Annotated in this window: 20 protein-coding genes; 14 read left to right on the forward strand and 6 right to left on the reverse strand. The window is 69.0% G+C overall.

Translation table 11 applies throughout. The features are described 5' to 3' along the window. Positions 1-57: 57 nt before the first annotated feature. Positions 58-1299 (reverse strand): glycosyltransferase family 39 protein, encoded by a 1242-nt coding sequence (locus ACMGDM_RS10615; protein WP_436804089.1) that lies wholly within the window; start codon positions 1297-1299, stop codon positions 58-60. A 197-nt stretch (positions 1300-1496) separates the two neighbouring features. On the opposite strand from ACMGDM_RS10615, the gene ACMGDM_RS10620 reads away from it, so the two are divergent. Genes ACMGDM_RS10620 through ACMGDM_RS10635 form a run of 4 tightly spaced genes read left to right on the forward strand, consistent with a single transcriptional unit; the run spans position 1497 to position 4427 of the window. Next, positions 1497-2702 carry a trans-sulfuration enzyme family protein gene (locus tag ACMGDM_RS10620; protein WP_436804090.1) on the forward strand — a complete coding sequence of 402 codons (1206 nt, stop codon included), beginning with the start codon at positions 1497-1499 and terminating at the stop codon, positions 2700-2702. A 14-nt stretch (positions 2703-2716) separates the two neighbouring features. After that, positions 2717-3115, forward strand: coding sequence for a Co2+/Mg2+ efflux facilitator ApaG/CorD (gene apaG / locus ACMGDM_RS10625; RefSeq protein WP_436804268.1), 399 nt, complete (start codon positions 2717-2719; stop codon positions 3113-3115). Next, complete coding sequence (locus tag ACMGDM_RS10630) at positions 3112-3903, forward strand: LysR family transcriptional regulator (RefSeq protein ID WP_436804091.1); 792 nt, start codon at positions 3112-3114, stop codon at positions 3901-3903. The genes apaG and ACMGDM_RS10630 overlap by 4 nt, the downstream gene beginning before the upstream one ends. Further along, positions 3900-4427 (forward strand): GNAT family N-acetyltransferase, encoded by a 528-nt coding sequence (locus tag ACMGDM_RS10635; protein ID WP_436804092.1) that lies wholly within the window; start codon positions 3900-3902, stop codon positions 4425-4427. Before ACMGDM_RS10630 ends, ACMGDM_RS10635 begins: the two co-directional genes overlap by 4 nt. A gap of 74 nt (positions 4428-4501) precedes the next feature. Here the strand turns inward: ACMGDM_RS10635 and ACMGDM_RS10640 are convergent, their stop codons facing one another. The 3 genes from ACMGDM_RS10640 to ACMGDM_RS10650 form a co-directional block, all read right to left on the reverse strand. Continuing rightward, on the reverse strand, positions 4502-5116 hold the full coding sequence (locus tag ACMGDM_RS10640; protein WP_436804093.1) for a hypothetical protein: 615 nt from the start codon (positions 5114-5116) through the stop codon (positions 4502-4504). Between the two features lie 77 nt (positions 5117-5193). After that, positions 5194-6624 (reverse strand): AMP nucleosidase, encoded by a 1431-nt coding sequence (locus ACMGDM_RS10645; RefSeq protein ID WP_436804094.1) that lies wholly within the window; start codon positions 6622-6624, stop codon positions 5194-5196. A gap of 81 nt (positions 6625-6705) precedes the next feature. Beyond that, entirely contained in the window at positions 6706-7185 is a 480-nt protein-coding gene (locus tag ACMGDM_RS10650) for a peroxiredoxin (protein ID WP_436804095.1), read from the reverse strand. Positions 7186-7282: 97 nt separating this feature from the next. Here ACMGDM_RS10650 and ACMGDM_RS10655 point away from each other — a divergent pair, with 97 nt between their 5' ends. Then, positions 7283-7843: a YqgE/AlgH family protein gene (locus tag ACMGDM_RS10655; RefSeq protein WP_436804096.1), complete on the forward strand. Its 561-nt coding sequence runs from the start codon at positions 7283-7285 to the stop codon at positions 7841-7843. A gap of 73 nt (positions 7844-7916) precedes the next feature. Continuing rightward, positions 7917-9389: an adenosylhomocysteinase gene (gene ahcY / locus ACMGDM_RS10660; protein ID WP_436804097.1), complete on the forward strand. Its 1473-nt coding sequence runs from the start codon at positions 7917-7919 to the stop codon at positions 9387-9389. A gap of 113 nt (positions 9390-9502) precedes the next feature. On the opposite strand, the gene ACMGDM_RS10665 is transcribed toward ahcY, so the two are convergent. After that, on the reverse strand, positions 9503-10312 hold the full coding sequence (locus ACMGDM_RS10665; protein WP_436804098.1) for a shikimate 5-dehydrogenase: 810 nt from the start codon (positions 10310-10312) through the stop codon (positions 9503-9505). A 46-nt stretch (positions 10313-10358) separates the two neighbouring features. Then, positions 10359-11435 (reverse strand): DNA polymerase IV, encoded by a 1077-nt coding sequence (gene dinB, locus ACMGDM_RS10670; protein ID WP_436804099.1) that lies wholly within the window; start codon positions 11433-11435, stop codon positions 10359-10361. A 71-nt stretch (positions 11436-11506) separates the two neighbouring features. Between dinB and ACMGDM_RS10675 the strand changes: the two genes are divergently transcribed. The 8 genes from ACMGDM_RS10675 to ACMGDM_RS10710 all read left to right on the forward strand — a co-directional run bounded on the left by ACMGDM_RS10675 (position 11507) and on the right by ACMGDM_RS10710 (position 18419). After that, positions 11507-12169 carry an epoxyqueuosine reductase QueH gene (locus ACMGDM_RS10675; RefSeq protein WP_436804100.1) on the forward strand — a complete coding sequence of 221 codons (663 nt, stop codon included), beginning with the start codon at positions 11507-11509 and terminating at the stop codon, positions 12167-12169. A 145-nt stretch (positions 12170-12314) separates the two neighbouring features. Further along, positions 12315-13025: an AAA family ATPase gene (locus ACMGDM_RS10680; RefSeq protein WP_436804101.1), complete on the forward strand. Its 711-nt coding sequence runs from the start codon at positions 12315-12317 to the stop codon at positions 13023-13025. After that, positions 13025-13420, forward strand: a complete 396-nt coding sequence (locus ACMGDM_RS10685; RefSeq protein ID WP_436804102.1) for a ribbon-helix-helix protein — start codon at positions 13025-13027, stop codon at positions 13418-13420. The genes ACMGDM_RS10680 and ACMGDM_RS10685 overlap by 1 nt, the downstream gene beginning before the upstream one ends. Then, positions 13417-14652 carry a tetratricopeptide repeat protein gene (locus tag ACMGDM_RS10690; protein WP_436804103.1) on the forward strand — a complete coding sequence of 412 codons (1236 nt, stop codon included), beginning with the start codon at positions 13417-13419 and terminating at the stop codon, positions 14650-14652. Before ACMGDM_RS10685 ends, ACMGDM_RS10690 begins: the two co-directional genes overlap by 4 nt. Before the next feature lie 72 nt (positions 14653-14724). Continuing rightward, positions 14725-15534, forward strand: a complete 810-nt coding sequence (locus ACMGDM_RS10695) for a TIGR04290 family methyltransferase (RefSeq protein WP_436804104.1) — start codon at positions 14725-14727, stop codon at positions 15532-15534. Further along, positions 15531-16454 carry a glycosyl hydrolase gene (locus ACMGDM_RS10700; RefSeq protein WP_436804105.1) on the forward strand — a complete coding sequence of 308 codons (924 nt, stop codon included), beginning with the start codon at positions 15531-15533 and terminating at the stop codon, positions 16452-16454. The genes ACMGDM_RS10695 and ACMGDM_RS10700 overlap by 4 nt, the downstream gene beginning before the upstream one ends. Continuing rightward, positions 16451-17422: an MDR/zinc-dependent alcohol dehydrogenase-like family protein gene (locus ACMGDM_RS10705; protein ID WP_436804106.1), complete on the forward strand. Its 972-nt coding sequence runs from the start codon at positions 16451-16453 to the stop codon at positions 17420-17422. Before ACMGDM_RS10700 ends, ACMGDM_RS10705 begins: the two co-directional genes overlap by 4 nt. Next, positions 17415-18419, forward strand: coding sequence for a Gfo/Idh/MocA family protein (locus ACMGDM_RS10710; RefSeq protein ID WP_436804107.1), 1005 nt, complete (start codon positions 17415-17417; stop codon positions 18417-18419). Before ACMGDM_RS10705 ends, ACMGDM_RS10710 begins: the two co-directional genes overlap by 8 nt. The last annotated feature ends 48 nt before the right edge of the window (positions 18420-18467 follow it).

Genomic DNA, 18467 nt, shown 5'->3' on the forward strand with positions numbered 1-18467 from the left:
CAAACGAGTCCAGGATGACGGACGAGGAGGGAGCTTCGCACGCGCCAAGCCCACGCCTCACACCCAGCTCGCAAACCAGGTCCAGCGGTGGAACGCTGCGGCATGCGCCAGCGGCGCGGCGGTCAGCACCGGCAGGAAGTAGAGCGTCAGCGCGAACGCCAACAGCAGGTACGCCTCGTCCCACCACCCCAGCCGATCGCGCCAGTGATCCATAGCCACCGCCAGCGCGACGCTGAGGAACACGCTGGCAGGGTAATAATAATAATAGAAGCCGAGGGACTTGGGGATGATCGCGAAGATGGCGACGGCAAAGGTCCACAGCGCCGCGGGCGCGAGCAGCCGCGCCGCTCCCGTCTTCACCCAGCCCCAGTAGCAGGCGGCGACCGCCGCCAGCCCGCCCCACATCACCGCGGGGTTGCCGAGCAGGATGATGCCGCGTTGCGCGCCGTCCACCGGCTCGTACAGATACCAGATCGGGCGGATCAGCAGCGGCCACGTCCACCAGTCCGACTGATAGGTGTGGTGCGGCAGTCTCTCCGTCTGGCGCAGGTACATGTCCCATTGAAACGGAAGCAGGCGAGCGAACGTCAGCGGCTCGCTGGCGTAGAAGAAAGCGGGCGCGAAGGTAAGCAGGTAGGCGCCGGCCGAGATCACGCCGAGCAGCAGGACGCCGCGCGCGAGGCCGATCCCCGGCCACCGCGCCGGTCGCTCGCGCTTCATTATCACGAAGGTCAGCATGGCCGCGCCGACGTAAGGCGCCGCCGCCCATTTGCAGGAGGTGGCGAGGCCGAGCAGCGCGGCGCCGCCGATCCATCGCGCGACGCTGCCGTCGCGTCTGGACGCGGCGAGCAGCACGATTCCCCAGATCAGGAAGGCGAGCATGAACGTGTCCAGCATCGCGATCCGCGCCTGGACATAGACGGTGAAGCCGAGCAGCGCGAGCAGCGCGCTGATGGCTGCCGCTCTCGTCCGCCGGGTGAGCAGCCAGGTCAGCGCGAACACGCCGGCGACGGTCGCGCTGCCCGCCAATGTCGACATGATGCGCCAGCCGAACGGCACGTCGCCGACGATTCGCAGCCCCAGCGCGATCAGCTCCTTGGCCAGCAGCGGATGCTCGATATTCACGGGTCCGCTGAGGTCACGCAGTGCGCGCGCGGCGGGCAGATAATGGACCTCGTCGAACACTGGCTTGTCGGGCACGGTCAGGCGGAACAGGAACAGCAGTTCCGACGCGAGCGCGATCGCCAGCGCGAGTAACCAGATGCGTGGTGGCGTCACCGTCTCGTTGCGTGCGGCCATCTACATCCCCGTAAGTGCTCCTGCGCACGCAGGAGCCGGTGGCCGCGAGCGTGGCGGGTCGTAGGCCCGTGTTCCTGTGGGCGCAGGAACACGGGCTGTCGGTCCACCTTTCCCTTGCGGCACCGTTGTCGTGGCGACAAGCCCATGGGGCCGCTGCCCCTTGTCTCATCGACGCGCCGGGGGCAAAGCGTGCGGCCATGAAGCGGCGCAGCGGACAGGACCGGTCGGTCACCCAGCATTGGCGTCCCGCCACCCTCGCGGTGCGCGGCGGCACCGCACGTTCCGAGTTCGGTGAGACCTCGGAAGCGATCTTCCTCACCTCGGGCTACAGCTATGACTGTGCCGAGGACGCGGCGGCGCGGTTCGCCGGCGAGCAGGAGGGGATGACCTATTCCCGCCTGCAAAATCCCACCGTCCAGATGCTGGAACATCGCATCGCGCTGCTGGAGGGCGCGGAGGCGTGCCGGACCATGGCGACCGGCATGGCGGCGATGACCGCCGCGCTGCTGTGCCAGCTCCAGCAGGGAGATCACGTGGTCGCGGGTCGCGCCGCTTTCGGCTCGTGCCGCTGGCTGGTCGATACGCTGCTGCCGCGCTTTGGCATCCAGTCGACCACGGTGGACGCGCGCGATCCGGCTGCCTTTGCGGCGGCGGTCCGGCCGAACACCAAGCTGTTCTTCTTCGAGACGCCGGCGAATCCGACGATGGACGTGGTCGATCTGCGCGCGGTGTGCGGCATCGCGCGTGAGCGCGGCATCGTCAGCGTGGTCGACAATGCCTTCGCCACTCCCGCGCTCCAGCGACCGCTTGAGTTCGGCGCGGATGTGGTGGCCTATTCCGCGACGAAGATGATGGACGGGCAGGGCCGCGTCCTCGCCGGCGCGGTGTGCGGCAGTCGCGACTTCATCGACAACACGTTGCTGCCCTTCACCCGCAACACCGGGCCGACGCTGAGCGCGTTCAACGCCTGGGTGGTGCTCAAGGGCCTGGAGACGCTCGACCTGCGCGTCCGCCGCCAGTCCGAGAACGCGCTGACCGTCGGCCGCTTCCTCGAAGCTCGCGTGCCGCGCATTCTTCATCCAGGTCTCGCCAGCCATCCGCAGCACGCGCTGGCGATGTCGCAGATGGCGGCGGCCGGGCCGATCTTCGCCTTCGAGGTGGCGGATCGCGCGCAGGCGCATGCGCTGCTCAACGGCCTGTCGCTGATCGACATCTCAAACAATATCGGCGACTCGCGGTCGCTGATGACGCATCCCGCCTCGACCACTCATTACGGCGTCAGTGCGGAGGCGCGCGCGGAGATGGGCGTGACAGAGGGGCTGTTGCGGCTCAACGTCGGGCTTGAGGATCCGCAGGACCTGATCGAGGACCTCGACCAGGCGCTCCGTCAGGTCGGGCTATGACGGGCGCGATCGGCATGGAGGCGCTGTTCCCGCTGGCCGCGACGACCGGCTCGGTCACCGTCCGCGTGTCGGTCAGTTATCTGCCCGAACAGTCCGAACCCGGGCGGGGACGCTGGTTCTGGGCCTATCACATTCGTCTGGAGAATGACGGGGAGGGCGCGGTTCAGCTGCTCACCCGCCATTGGATCATCACCGACGGCAATGGCGCGCGCCACACCGTCGAGGGCGAGGGCGTCGTCGGCGAGCAACCGCTCATCGCGCCGGGCGGAAGCTACGATTATGTCTCGGGTTGTCCGCTGGCGACGCCGAGCGGTGCGATGCAGGGCAGCTATCGCATGATTGCGCAGGACGGTCGGCTGTTCGACGTCGCCATCCCGCGCTTCGCGCTGACCGCACCGGCGGTGGCGGAGTGAAGCGCACCCACCTGCCGCTCAACGGCTTGCGCGTGCTCGATGCCGCGGCGCGGCACCTGTCGTTCACCCGCGCCGCGGACGAGCTGGCGGTCACCCCGGCGGCGGTGGGACAGCAGATCCGCGCGTTGGAGGACACGCTGGGCGTGGTGCTGTTCCGCCGCACCACCAAGGGGCTGGAGCTGACCCCCGAGGGCGAGGCGGGTCTGGGTCCGCTGCGGCAAGGTTTCCTCGAGTTCGAGGAAGCCGTACGCGCGATGCAGGCGGGGCAGTCGTCCAAGTCGCTGACGATCGCGGCGCCGCGTGACGTTACCGAGAAATGGCTGCTGCCGCGGCTGGCGGAGATCGCCGCCGCGGATGCCGAGTTGCGCTTCGCGCTGGTCGCCGCGGACGACGTGGTCGATTTCACCGAGGCCAACCTCGATCTCGCGATCCGCTGGGGCGAGGGGCCGGGCGCGCTGGAAGGCGAGGCGATCGAGAGCGAGGGACTGATCACCGTCGAGCGCGCCGGCGGTGGCGCCGAGGCGGTGATCCACTGGCCCGGCGCGCCGGGCGCCGACGCGGCGGCGCAGGTGCGGGTTGGCGACGCCGGGCTGGCGATCGACGCGGCGGCGGCGGGACTCGGTCGCGCCACCGTGCCAGAGCTGCTCGCCACCCGCGACCTCGTCACGGGACGCTTGACCATGGTGGGCCCGCCAGTCCCGTCGCGGCTGGGCTATTGGCTGATCGCACCGACTCCGCAGTGGCGGCAACGCAAGGTGCAGGCGTTGGTCGAGGCGCTGGGCGGATGATCCCGCGGCTCGCGACCGCGCGGCTGGTGCTGCGCGCGCGCGTGCCCGACGATGCCGACGCGTTGTTCGCTGCGATGAGCGACGCCGAGACGATGCGGTGGTGGTCGCATGCGCCGGTCGAGTCGGTCGCCGCGCTGCGCGAGCGGTACGTCGCCGCCGACGGTGGCGCCTGGCGCACCTGGGCGGTCACACTGGCGGGTGACGACACTGCGATCGGCTTCGTCGCGGCGGGTGCGAAACGCACCGCGGTGGCCGAGATCGGCTATCTGCTCGTGCCGGCGGCGCAGCGGCGCGGCTTTGCGCGCGAGGCGGTGCGCGCGGTGATCGAGCAGCTCTTCGCCGAGGGCTTTCGTCGCGTCTTCGCCGATACCGATCCGGAGAATGCCGGGTCGAACCAACTGCTCGAGTCGCTCGGGTTCATGCGCGAGGGCCTGCTCCGCGCCGAGTGGGAGACGCATATCGGCGTGCGCGACACCGTGCTGTGGGGGCTGTTGCGAAGCGACTGGGACAGGTCGCCGGCGTAAGTCTGGGGCGATAGGGGGATCGGCGATAGTCCGGTGTCTCACACCGGGGTCTTCCACCGAGCCCCCCGATGGCATCACTCCGGGACGGTGTTCTCGTCCGCGATCTTGGCGTCGAACGACTTGCTGGCGTCGGTCCCGTCCGGCTGATGTGCGCCGCCGTGCTTGGCGGCTGGCTTGCCTTCTTTAAGCCCGCCTTTGCTCTCGGGCGCCGGCTTGGGCGCCGGCGGCTTGGGAGACGAGCTGCGCAGCGACAGCAGCGCCGCGGTCGCCGCCGCGCCGATCGCCGCCACGCCGCCCGCGATCGCCGCCGCGCCCCACTTGCCGCCGACCTTGTCGGTCGCGCGCGTTGCCGCCTTGCCGGCGCTGCGCGCGCCACGCGACGCGCTCTTGCGCGTATCACCGGCGACCCGCGTGACTCGCTTGCGCGCCGCGCCGGCGGTGCGCGAGACGCTCTTGGTGGCTGCCGTCACTGCCTCGCCGGCCTGCTCCAGCGTGCTCGGCTCGGCCGAGGACGACGACTTCGTGGCAGCGCGACGCTTCGGTGCGGGGGCGTCACCGCCCGACTTGCGCTTGGTCGCCGGCTTGCCCGCCGTGCTCGCGCTGGTCTTGCGCGGTGCGCGCCGACGCGGGGTGGCGGGCTTGGACGAGGCCGGCGCCGGAGTCGGGGTATCGCTGCTGTCGTCGGCCATCGTCTGCTCCCTGGCGAAATGGTACGCCTCCGAAACGCGCGGCCGGCCGTTCGTTTCCAAGCAGATGACGCGGGCGCTCAGCGGAACGGCGGCTCGTTGAACGCGCGCAGCTTGCGGCTGTGCAACTTGGCGCCCTCGCGACGCAATTCCTCGCACGTCTCGATGCCGATCCGCATATGCTCGCTGATCGCGCGCTCGTAGAAGCGGTTTGCCTGCCCGGGCAGCTTCAGCTCGCCGTGGAGCGGCTTGTCCGAGACGCACAGCAACGTGCCATAGGGCACGCGGAAGCGATAACCCTGCGCCGCGATCGTCGCCGATTCCATATCGATCGCGACCGCGCGGCTGAGCGAGAAGCGCAGCGCCGACCGGGCGTAGCGCAGCTCCCAATTGCGATCGTCGGTGGTGACGATCGTGCCGGTGCGCAACCGCCGCTTGAGCGCGTCGCCGGTTTGGCCGCTCACCGTCTCGGCCGCGCGCGCGAGCGCCTGCTGCACCTCCGCGATGGCGGGGACGGGGATCTCGGGTGGCAGCATGTCGTCCAGCACGTGGTCGTCGCGCAGATAAGCGTGCGCGAGCACATAGTCGCCGATCCGCTGTGACGGACGCAGGCCGCCGCAATGGCCGATCATCACCCACGCCTCGGGCCGCATCACCGCGAGGTGGTCGCAGATCGTCTTGGCGTTGGACGGGCCGACGCCGATGTTGACGAGCGTGATGCCGGTACGATCGTCCGCCATCAGGTGATAGGCCGGCATCTGCAGCCGCCGCCACGCGCTGTCGTCGAGCAGCGCGGGATCGTCGCCCGCCTTGAACAGCACGCCGCCCGGCCCGGAGAGCGCGGTGAAGCGGCTGTCAGCGCCGACCTGGCTCGCGCCCCAGCGGACGAACTCGTCGACGTAGCGGTGATAGTTGGTGAACAGCACGTAGCGCTGGACGTGCTCGGGCGGCGTACCGGTGTAATGGCGTAGCCGCGCGAGGCTGAAGTCGGTGCGTAGGCCATCGAAGAGCGCGAGCGGGCGCGTGCCGTCGAGCGAGGCCCATAAGCCGTCCGCGATCTCGTCGCCGATATAGGCCAGCTCCGTGGTGGGGAACCAGCGTGCCAGTTCGGCGGCGGAGACGGTGTCAAGGCTGAGCGCGTGTCCGGCGTCGATCACATAGGGGAAGGGGATCTCCTGCGTGCCCGCGACCGCCTCGACGGTGACGTCATAATCCTCGATCAGCAACGTCAACTGCTCGATAAGATAGTCCGCAAAGACCGCGGGCTTGGTGACGCTGATGCGATATTCGCCGGGGCTCACCAGTCGGCCGAACGAGCGCAGCGGCGTGGGGCGATCGTCGCCGCCGGCGAAGCGCAGGCGGATTTCGGGATAGGCAAAGGAGCCGTCCCGCCGTGCGTCGGCGGCAGGCGGCGTGCCCTCGGCGATGTAGAGCGAGATCGCGGCCTTGAGCCGGTCAACCGACGCGGCATAGAGCCGGGCGAGTTCCTGTACGATGTCGTTCGCTGTCATTCCCGACGGTTACATTTGCCGTGTGACCGCGGCAAGTCGCGGGTGTTCGATCCCCGCCGCGGAAGCAGGGAGGATCGTGTCTCACAATCGCGTCAGCAGATGCTCCGCCGAGCTGACGCGGAACTCGCCCGGCGCTTCCACCTCGAGCGACTCGACCACGCCGTCGTTCACCACCATCGCGTAGCGCTGGCTGCGCGTGCCCATGCCGTATTTGCTGCCGTCCATCTCCAGCCCGAGCGCGGTGGTGAAGTCGCCGTTGCCGTCGGCCAGCATCGTTATTGCTGCGGCGTCGTTCTGCTTGGCCCAGGCGGCGAGCACGAAGGCGTCGTTGACCGCGGTGCACACGATCTCGTCGACGCCCTTGGCGCGAAGCTCCTCCGCCTTGTCGAGGTAGCCGGGCAGGTGGCGCGCCGAGCAGGTCGGGGTGAACGCGCCCGGCACCGCGAACAGCGCGACACGGCGGCCTTTGAAGAAGTCGCCGCTGTCGACCGGCTTGGGACCCTCCTCAGTGACCTGGGTGAGGCGCACGGACGGCAAGGTGTCGCCGACGCTGATGGTCATCGCAGGTCTCCGGGATCGAGTGTGGCGACGGTGTCGCAGCCGGTCCGGGTGATTTCAAGCTTTGGCAAGCGCCGTTGCAGGCACTAGGTTCGGTCGGATGGAGCAAGCCAATTTCCTCACCGGTCAGTTCCTGCTCGCCATGCCCGGGATCGGTGACCCGCGCTTCGAGCATTCGGTGATCGCGATCTGCAGCCATGACGAGAGCGGTGCGCTCGGCGTCGGAGTCGGCGCGGTGGTCAACGGGCTGGGATTGCACGACGTGCTCGAACAGCTCGAGATCGCGCCCGGCGAGGCACCTGATGCGCCGGTCCATTTCGGTGGCCCGGTGGAAACGCGGCGCGGTTTCGTGCTCCACTCGAACGACTGGGGCGGGCATGACACGCTCGACGTCGCGGGACGCTGGGCGCTCTCGGGCACGCTCGACGTGCTGCGCGCGATCGCGGCCGGGAAGGGGCCGGCCCGCTGGCTCGTCGCGCTCGGCTATGCCGGGTGGGCGCCCGGCCAGCTCGATGCGGAAATGACGCGGCATGGTTGGCTCAACGTCGCCGACTCGCCCGAGCTGCTGTTCGACACACCCGTGGAGCGGCGGTGGACGCGCGGATTCGCCACCGCGGGTGTCGATCCGCGGCTGCTGTCGAGCGAGAGCGGGCATAGCTGACGCCGGATCGGCAAAGCCATATAAAGATATCTTTATATTTGATCGGCGCTGCGGAGGCGGCTAAAGCGCTCGGATGCCGATCGGTGCGCCGCGCCTTGGTCGGCCCTTTCAGTCTGGAGATAACGCCGTGGCTACCGCCCCCGTGCTCGACACCAACGATTACGTCATCAAGGACATCGGCCTGGCCGACTTCGGCCGCGCCGAGATCAAGATCGCCGAGACCGAGATGCCCGGCCTGATGGCGCTGCGCGACGAGTTCGGCGCGGCACAGCCGCTCAAGGGCGCGCGTATCACCGGCTCGCTGCACATGACCATCCAGACCGCGGTGCTGATCGAGACGCTGGTGGCGCTCGGCGCGGACGTGCGCTGGGCCACCTGCAACATCTTCTCGACGCAGGACCATGCCGCCGCCGCCATCGCCGCCGCCGGGATCCCGGTGTTCGCGGTGAAGGGCGAGACGCTCGCGGATTATTGGGACTATGTCGGTTCGATCTTCGACTGGGACGACGGCAACGGCCAGACCGCCAACATCATCCTCGACGACGGCGGCGACGCGACCATGTTCGCTTTGTGGGGTGCCAAGCTCGAGGCCGGCGCCACCTTCGGCGAGCCCGAGAATGAGGAAGAGGTCGAGTTCCAGCGCTCGGTGAAGGCGTTCATCGCCAAGAAGCCGGGCTACCTGACCGAGACGGTCAAGAACCTGAAGGGCGTGTCGGAAGAGACCACCACGGGCGTCCACCGGCTGTACGAGATCGCCAAGAAGGGCGAGCTGCCGTTCCCGGCGATCAACGTCAACGACTCGGTCACCAAGTCGAAGTTCGACAATCTTTACGGCTGCAAGGAGTCGCTGGTCGATGCAATCCGCCGCGCCACCGACGTGATGCTGGCGGGCAAGATTGCCACCGTCGCGGGCTTCGGCGACGTCGGCAAGGGCTCGGCGGCGTCGCTGCGCAACGGCGGCGCGCGCGTGCTCGTCACCGAGATCGATCCGATCTGCGCGCTGCAGGCGGCGATGGAGGGCTATGAGGTCGTGACGATGGACGAGGCGGTGAAGCGCTCGGACATTTTCGTCACCGCCACCGGCAACGCCGACGTGATCACCGCGGACCACATGAAGGCGATGAAGCCGATGGCGATCGTCTGCAACATCGGCCACTTCGACTCGGAGATCCAGATCGCCGCGCTGTCGAATTACAAGTGGACCGAGGTGAAGCCGGGCACCGACCTCGTCGAGTTCCCGGACGGCAAGCAGATCATCGTGCTCGCCAAGGGCCGCCTGGTGAACCTGGGCTGCGCCACCGGTCACCCGTCGTTCGTGATGTCCGCCTCGTTCACCAACCAGACGCTCGCGCAGATCGAGCTGTGGACCAAGGGCGACGAGTATAAGAACGAAGTGTACGTCCTGCCCAAGCATCTGGACGAGAAGGTCGCCGCGCTCCACCTGGAGAAGCTGGGCGTGCAGCTGTCCAAGCTGAGCGAGAAGCAGGCCAAGTACATCGGCGTGCCGGTGGAGGGCCCGTTCAAGCCGGATCACTATCGCTACTGAGCGACCTCAGCAGCGATGCTGAACGGAAGGGCGGTGCCGTGAGGCGCCGCCCTTCTTCGTCCTATGATCGGTGACGTCCTCGCGGCCATAACGCGGCGGGCGCGATCCGCCGCTCACGTCGCCAGCGCATAGGCCTCCGCCGCGGCCACCTGCGCCGCGCTCGGCCGCACCCCGGTGTAGAGCACGAATTGCTCCAACGCCTGGAGCTTGGCGATCTCGGCTCCGGTCACGACGCGCTTGCCCAATGTGCGGGCGAGTCGCAGCAACGGCGTCTCCACCGGCTTAGCGACGACGTCGATCACGACGTCGCTCGCCTCGATCTGGGCGCGGGTAAAGGCGAGCGTCGCGGCGTCTTCGCCGGTCATGCCAAGCGGCGTGACGTTCACCAGCAGCGGCGCGCGCAGGTCGTCGCCCTCTGCCTGCCATGCACAGCCGAGAGCGTCTGCAAGGGCGCGCCCCTTCTCCTCATTGCGTGCGACGAGTGTGCCCGCGCCGAAGCCGGCGTCCACCAGCGCGGTGGCGGTCGCCTTGGCCATCCCGCCGCTGCCACGCAGCACGAACGGGGCGCGTGTGAGCGGCTCGATCAGCGCCCGCACCGCACTGTAGTCGGTATTGTAGCCGAGCAGCGTTCCCGCCTCGTTGACGACCGTGTTGACGCTGTCGATCGCCGCCGCGGAGTCGCGCAACCCGTCGAGCAGCGGGATGACATCCTCCTTAAACGGCATCGACACCGCGCAGCCGCGGATATCGAGCGCGCGGATGCCGCGCACCGCGCCCGCCAGGTCGGTGGTGGTAAAAGCCTTGTAGACATAGTCGAGCCCGAGCGCCTCGTAGAGATGATTGTGGAAACGCGACCCGAACGTGCCGGGACGGGCAGCGAGCGACATGCACAGGCGCGTGGACGGGCCGATCGGCGGCTTCATCGCAGGTTCTCCTTGTTGACGTTAAGCCATAGCCGATGCGGGGCACTCAGCCGAGCGGCAGCGCGGGCTGCGCCGGTTGATCGTCGCGCACGAGCCCCGACAGGGTCAGACCCAGCAGCCGGATGCCCCCTTGTACCGGCAGCAGCGGCAAGAGCAGGCCGCGTCCGATCGCGAGCAACTGCGGCTTGTCGGTGACAGGAGCGGTCAGCGAGCGCGCGCGCGTGATCGTCGCGAAGTCGGCACGGCGCAGCTTGAGCGTGACGGTGCGGCCGTGCGCTTCGTGCCGCGCGATCCGGGTCCAGGCGGCGTCTGCGACCAGCGCGAGCGCCGCCTCGATCGCCACCGGGTCAATGAGGTTGGTCTCGAACGTTCGTTCCGCGCCAACCGACTTGGCCTCGCGGTGCGCGCGCACCGGGCGCTCGTCGACTCCGCGCGCGGCGCCGTGGAGGTAATCGGCATAGCTGCCGAAATGCGCGCGCAGAAATTCGAGGCTGCGGTTGCGCAGGTCCGCCCCGGTCTCGATCCCGAGTCGGGCCATCTTGGTCGCGGTGACCGGCCCGACGCCGTGGAAGCGCTTCACTGGTAGCGCCGCGACGAAGGCGGCCCCGCGCCCGGGCGGGATGACGCAGAGCCCGTCGGGCTTGTTCTGGTCCGAGGCCAGCTTGGCGATGAACTTGTTATAGCTCACGCCCGCCGAAGCGGTGAGCCCGGTCTCGGCGACGATGCGCTCGCGTATCTGCTCGGCGATCGCGCCCGCCGAGCCCAGCCCACGCACGTCCGCGGTGACGTCGAGATAGGCCTCGTCGAGCGACAAAGGCTCGATCACGTCGGTATAGTCCGTGAAAATCGCATGGATCTGACGGCTCACCGCGCGATAAACCTCGAAGCGCGGCGGCACGAACACCAACTCGGGACAGCGCCGCAGCGCGGTGACCGACGGCATTGCCGAGCGCACCCCGAACGCGCGCGCCTCGTAGCTCGCCGCGGCGACCACGCCGCGCGCACGCGCCCCGCCCACCGCCACGGGCCGGCTGCGCAGCTCGGGCGCGTCGCGCTGCTCGACCGACGCGTAGAAGGCGTCCATGTCGATGTGGATGATCTTGCGGGTCGCGGGCGCGCTCACGCGCGCGATATAGAAGGCCAGGTCGCTCTGATGCGATGACTTTCGCGCGCCGATCGGCTATCGCGCGCGACATGACGACCGACCTTCAGCGACCGATCCTCACGCCCCCCGACAGCGCCCATAAAGTGCTCCTTCACTCCTGCTGCGCGCCCTGCTCGGGCGAGGTGATGGAGGCGATGAGCGCGAGTGGGATCGACTATACGATCTTCTTCTACAATCCCAACATTCATCCCAAAGAGGAATATCTGCTCCGCAAGGAGGAGAATATCCGCTTTGCCGAGACGCACGGCGTGCCGTTCGTCGATGCGGATTATGACACCGCCAATTGGTTCAAGCGCGCGCGCGGGATGGAATGGGAGCCCGAGCGCGGCATTCGCTGCACGATGTGCTTCGACATGCGGTTCGAACGTACCGCCTTGTACGCGCACGAGCACGGCTTTCCGGTGATAACCTCGTCACTGGGCATTTCGCGCTGGAAGAACATGGCGCAGATTAACGACTGCGGCGAGCGCGCCGCGGCGCATTATCCCGGCATCCAATATTGGACGTTCAACTGGCGCAAGGGCGGCGGCGCGGCGCGGATGATCGAAATCTCCAAGCGCGAGCATTTCTACCAGCAGGAATATTGCGGCTGCGTCTATTCGCTGCGCGACACCAACGCGCATCGCGTCTCGCAGGGGCGGGACGAGATCCGCATCGGCGAACTGTATTACGGAGACGAACCGCAGGGATGAGGTGAGGAGAGGCCTCGCGCTCGTGGCGACGGGGAGCCTGAACAGACAAGCGCGCTCGTCCACGCCGGTTGGCGTACATCGTTAACGCTTCGTCCACCTCGTGCTGGCATGCCCACAGCCGAACAAACGGGGGCAGACGGGCGGCATGCGCGTACTCGCGATGGCATCGCAGAAAGGCGGGTCGGGCAAGACCACGCTCTCCGGGCATCTGGCGGTCCAGGCGCAACTTGCCGGGGGCGGCCCGGTGGTGTTGATCGACATCGACCCGCAGGGCTCACTCGCGGATTGGTGGAACGAGCGGCAGGACGACATGCCCGCCTTCGCGCAAACCACCGTTGCGCGGCTTGCGACCGATCTGGAGGAGCTTCGTGGCCAGGGCTTCAAGCTGGCGGTGATCGACACGCCTCCGGCGATCACGATGGCGATCCAGAGCGTCGTCCAGGTCGCCGAGCTGATCGTGATCCCGACGCGGCCGAGCCCGCACGACCTGCGCGCGGTCGGCGCGACGGTCGACCTGTGCGAGCGCTCGGGCAAGCCGCTGCTGTTCGTCGTCAACGCCGCCACCCCCAAGGCGCGGATCACCGCCGACGCGGTGATCGCACTCTCGCAGCATGGCACGGTTGCGCCGGTCACGGTGCACCAGCGCACCGACTTTGCCGCCTCGATGATCGACGGCCGCACGGTTATGGAGGTGGATTCGAGGAGCCGCTCGGCTGCGGAGATCGCGGAGCTGTGGAGCTACGTCTCGGATCGGCTCGAGAAGAACTTTCGTCGGACGGTGTTCGCCGCTCCGAAGCCGGGCGCGGCGCCGGCGCGGCCGCAGCACGTCGGCTTCGGCCGGCGTGTGGTGGCGTGATGGCCGCGACCAAGCCGATGGCATCGCTCAGCGGCGGCCTGCTCGCGCGCAAGGGTGAGGCGCGCCCCGCGATGCGCCGGTCCGACTCGCTCGCGGCGCTGGCGATTGCGGGCGACGAACTGGGCTGGAACGACATGGGGCACGGCGCTTCTGCCAAGCTACCGCCGGTGCTCGCGTCGCGCGAGCGCCTCATGGTGCGACTGGGTGGGGCGTCTTGCCTCGCCGAGCCGGTGCCAGCGCCGGTCGCGGGCAAACGAGTGGCGTTCACCGTGCGGCTCGACCCCGAGCGACACCAACGCCTGAGAATGGCGGCGGCGGCGCACGGTCTGTCCGCACAAGCCTTGATGATTACGGCACTTGACCAGCTCGCCCCGGCGCCGACGGACGCGGCATGAACCGCGTGCTGATGCTCGCCGTGCTGGGGTTGGCGCTGCTCGTCGCCGCCATCACCCAGCTCGTCGTGCCGGCGGCCGCGACCAATGACGGCGCGGCCCGCGTGCAGGATGCGGGACGACACGCGGCGCGCGCCCGGGACGCACTGGCACATCGTCGCTGGCCGCGCGCCATCGCCGAGAGCGAACGCGCGGTGGCGGACTCGCCGCTCGACGGTGAGTATCGCCGCCTGCTCGGCGTCTCTTACCTGCGTGCCGGGCGCTTCGTGTCCGCGGCGCAGGCGTTCGCCGATGCGCTGACGCTCCGTCCCGACGACTCCGCCGCGGCGCTCAACCTCTCCTTGGCGCAGGTCGCGACCGGCGAAGGCGACACTGCTCGCGTCACGCTCGCAACGCATGCCAGCGGGATCGGCGCAACCGATCGCGGCTTGGCGTTGGCGCTCGCCGGGGATCTGCCCGGCGCGCTGCAGCTGCTGATGCCTGCCGCACGCGCACCCGATGCGGACGCCAAGACACGCCAGAACCTCGCGTTCGTGCTGGCACTCGCCGGCCAATGGCCGCAGGCGCGCGCGCTCGCGGCCTATGATCTCCCGGCCGACCAGGTCGATCGCCGGCTCACCGGCTGGGCCGCGCTCGCGCAACAGCGCGCCGCCTCGGATCAGGTCGCGGCCTTGCTCGGCATCATTCCGGCGAGCGATCCAGGACAACCGGCCGCGCTCGCGCTCGTGGCGCCGGCACCCGCGGCGATCGTTCGGATGGCAGATCCGCGCCCGTCAGTGACGTCGCAGATCGTTCCGGCGCCGGTGGCTCCAGCCAGCTCGCAGCCCGTGCCGCCGCCCGCCAGCGAGCTGGCTGCACCGGCGGCGGTGCCCACGATGGCGGGGCCAACGGTGGCGCCGCACCCGCTGCTTCGCGTTGCGGCGGTACTCCGTTCGCGCCCGCCCGCGCGCGGCCGCTACTTCGTTCAGCTCGGCGCGTACGGCAGTGTCGCGGTCGCGCGCGACGGCTGGCGTGGCGCGGTGCGGCGCTGGCCGGCGCTCGGGCAATGGCGTCCGATGAGATTGAAGGTGACAGGTGCGATGACACGCTACCAGCTGTCGATCGGCGGCGTGTCGCGTGGTGACGCGATCAGGCTCTGCCGCGTGTATCGCGCGCGGGGCGGGCGCTGTTTCGTCCGGCTCGTGGCGGGGGACCGGCCGGCGCCGTGGCGCGAGAGGCGCCTCGCGATGCGCTGAGCGCCTCTGCTATGTAGATGGAACGCCTTCGTTGAACGTTCGTTTGCGTAACGAACGGGTGAAGGGGAAAGAATGCCATCTGCCGGGGAGGGGCTGCGCGAGCGGGTCGACGCGCTCGCGCCATGGTTTCACAACATCGATCTCGGCGACGGACTGACCACCGCCCCCGACCACTTTCTCGGCGACTATCCGCGCGAGAAGTTCGCCGCCTTCGCCAGCTGCGTGCCCGACGATCTGACGGGCAGGACCGTGCTCGACATCGGCTGCAACGCGGGCTTCTACTCGGTCGAGATGAAGCGGCGCGGTGCCGCGCGCGTCGTCGGGATCGACTGGGACGAGCGGTATCTGGCGCAGGCGCGGCTCGCCACCGACGCGCTGGGTTACGGCGACAGCGTCGAGTTTCGTCAGCTTTCGGTCTATGATGTCGCGTCGCTCGGCGAGCGCTTCGATCTCGTGATCTTCATGGGCGTGCTCTATCACCTGCGGCACCCTTTGCTCGCGCTCGACCTGATCCGCGAGCATGTCGCACGCGACCTGATGCTGTTCCAAACGATGCAGCAAGGCTCGACCGGGCTGAGCGACGTGCCCGAGGACCATCCCTTCTTCGTGCCGGGGACGTACACGCCGCCGCCCTATTTCGACGACCCGGCCTATCCCAAGATGCACTTTATCGAGCGGCGGTTTGCGGGCGACTGGACCAACTGGTGGGCACCCAATCGCGCCTGCTCGGAGGCGATGTTGCGCGCGTCCGGTTTCGCCGTGCTGGCGCACCCGCAGGACGACGTCTATCTGTGTCGCACGGCCGACGTGCCCTATGCGCAACATGGGCCAGCGGCCGTCTATCCGGCTCAGCCACGAGCAGACAAGGAATTAAGCGCGTGATCGAAGCCGCGATGATCTGGAACGAACCCAACAACAAGTCGCACTGGGATCCGGAGGTCGACCCCGACTGGAGCAAGTTCGCCGACACCGTCTCGCGCGCCGGGGCGGCGATCGCCGCGGTCAATCCCGCGGTCACCCGCGTGCTCGGCGGCATGTCGCCGATCGATCCGCTATGGGTGAAGCAGCTTGAGGCGCACGGCTGCCTCGACGCGGTCGACGTGCTCGCGGTGCACGGCTTCCCGCTCGACTGGAATCTGTGGTCGATCCATGACTGGCCCGCCAAGGTGGCTGAGATCGAGGCGGTCACCGACAAGCCGGTGTGGGTCACCGAGGTCGGTGTCGGCTCGTTCGGCGCGGAAGAGGTACAGGTGTTCGGCGTCGAGAAGACCGCCGAGCTGCTGATCGGTCGCGTGCCGCGGATCTATTGGTACTCGCTGTTCGACCTGCCGCAGGAATGGGGCGCCACCACGCGCCACCGCGAGGCCGAGGGGTCGAGCTACTACCGCCACTTCTACATGGGGCTGATCCGCGCCGACGGGACACCCAAGCCGTCGCTCGACAGCTATGCCAAGGTGGCGAGCGAGATGGGGCTGATGCAGTGGTTCCACTACGAGGATCCGCGGCTGGACGACGCGGTGGCGTGGATGAAGCGGCTCGGCACGCGGCAGCTGCGCACCGGCCTGTCCTGGGCGGACAGCTTCCGCCCCAACGCGGTCGACTGGTTCGATCGTCAGATGGAAGCGCTCGCCGACTTCGACATCACCGTCACCTTCTGCTTCACGCCGGAGCATCTCGGCATCCAGCCGCACCATACCTCGGCGGCGCGCGATCCGCAGGCGTTCGCCGATTTCTGCGCCTGGATGATCGATCGCTACGCGCCCGCGCAGGCCACGCGTCCGACGGCGGCGGCGATCGCGTGAGCGAGACGACGATGGCGGCCGCGGTGCTGGTGGCGCCGCGACGGATGGAGATCGAGCAGGCGCCGGTCCCCGAGCCGGGCGCCGGCGAGGTACGCGTGCGGCTGGAGGGCTGTGGCGTGTGCGCCTCGAACGTCGAACCGTGGGAGGGCCAGCCCTGGTCGACCTACCCGAGCGCGCCCGGCGGCATGGGGCATGAGGGCTGGGGTGTGGTCGACGCGGTCGGCGCGGGCGTGAGCGCGGTAGCACCGGGCGACCGGGTGACGATGCTTTCGGGCAACAGCTTCGCGCGTTACGACGTCGCGCGGGCCGATCAGCTGGTCAAGCTGCCGGATGCGCTCGCCGGCCGCGCCTTTCCGGGTGAGCCCTTGGCCTGCGCCATGAACATCTTCCGCCGCAGCGCGATCGAGCCCGGCCAGACGGTCGCGATCGTCGGCATCGGTTTCCTCGGTGCGGTGCTGACCCGGCTGGCGAGCCAGGCGGGCGCGCGCGTGATCGCGATCTCGCGGCGTGCCGAATCGCTCGCGCTGGCGACCCGCTATGGTGCCGCCGAGACCATCGCGATGGATGATCATTGGGCGATCATCGAGCGGGTCAAGCAGCTGACCGGCGAAGCCATGTGCGAGCGCGTCATCGAGGCAGTGGGCAAGCAATGGCCGCTCGATCTCGCCTCTGCACTGGTCGGCTTTGGCGGGCGGCTGGTGGTGGCAGGTTATCACCAGGACGGGCCACGTCAGGTCAACATGCAGGACTGGAACTGGAAGGGCATCGACGTGATCAACGCGCACGAGCGCGATCCGCGCGTCAACCTCCGCGGGTTGCAGGAAGCGGTCGACGCGGTGGCGAGCGGCCGTATCGACCTCGCGCCGCTGCTCACGCACCGTTATCCGCTCGCCGAGCTTGACACCGCGATCGCGGCGACGCGTGACAAGCCCCACGGCTTCGTCAAGGCGGTGATCGACCTTGGGTAGGCTCGCCAAACCGCGCCTCGGCTTTCTCGGCACCGGCTGGATCGGCCGGCACCGCATGGCGGCGATCCTCGCCAGCGACTGCGTCGAGCCGGTTGCGGTATGCGATCCGTGCCCCGACAACATGCGCGAGGCGGTCGCTCTCGCGGCCGGGGTGAGGCCGGTCGCGTCGCTGGACGAGATGCTGCGGCTTGATCTCGACGGTGTCGTCATTGCCACGCCGAGCGCACTCCACGCGGCGCAATCGATCCAGGCGCTGGAAGCGGGCGCGGCGGTGTTCTGCCAGAAGCCGCTGGGGCGCGACGCGGCGGAGGCCGCAGCAGTGGTGGCGGCGGCGCGCGCCGCTGACCGCCTGCTTGGGCTCGACCTGTCCTATCGCTTCACCGAGGGCGTGCGCCAGATCGGCGAGCTGCTCGCGCGCGGGGCGCTGGGGCAGCTGTTCGCGATCGATCTCACCTTTCACAACGCCTATGGGCCGGACAAGCCGTGGTTCTACGACCGTGCCCAGTCCGGCGGCGGCTGCGTCATGGACCTCGGCATCCACCTCGCCGACCTGGCCTTGTGGCTCAGCGGCTTTCCGACGGCGGAAGTGACCGACGCCGCGCTTTATGCCGCGGGCGCGCCGCTGTCCGGTGCCGCGGTGGAGGATTACGCCGTCGCGACAGTGCGGCTGGGCGACATGGTGACGCTGCGGCTTGCCTGCTCATGGCGGCTCCACGCCGGGCAGGACGCGGTCATCGAGGCGGCTTTCTACGGCTCCGAAGGCGGTGCGGCGCTGCGCAACGTCGACGGCTCGTTCTACGACTTCACCGCCCAGCATTTCCGCGGCACGGCGCGGGAGACGCTCGCATTTCCGCCGGACGATTGGGGTGGCCGCGCGGCGGTCGACTGGGCCGAGCGGCTGGCCGCGGGCGCGCGCTTCGACCCTGAGGCGGAGCGCTTCGTGCGCACCGCGGCGTTGCTGGACTCGATCTACGCGCGCGCGCGCGGGGAAGCGTAGCCGCCGCGGGCCGACGTGCGTGCAGCGTCACGCCGGCCCCGATGCTAC

Source organism: Sphingomonas larreae (assembly GCF_051400595.1).
GTDB lineage: Bacteria > Pseudomonadota > Alphaproteobacteria > Sphingomonadales > Sphingomonadaceae > Sphingomonas.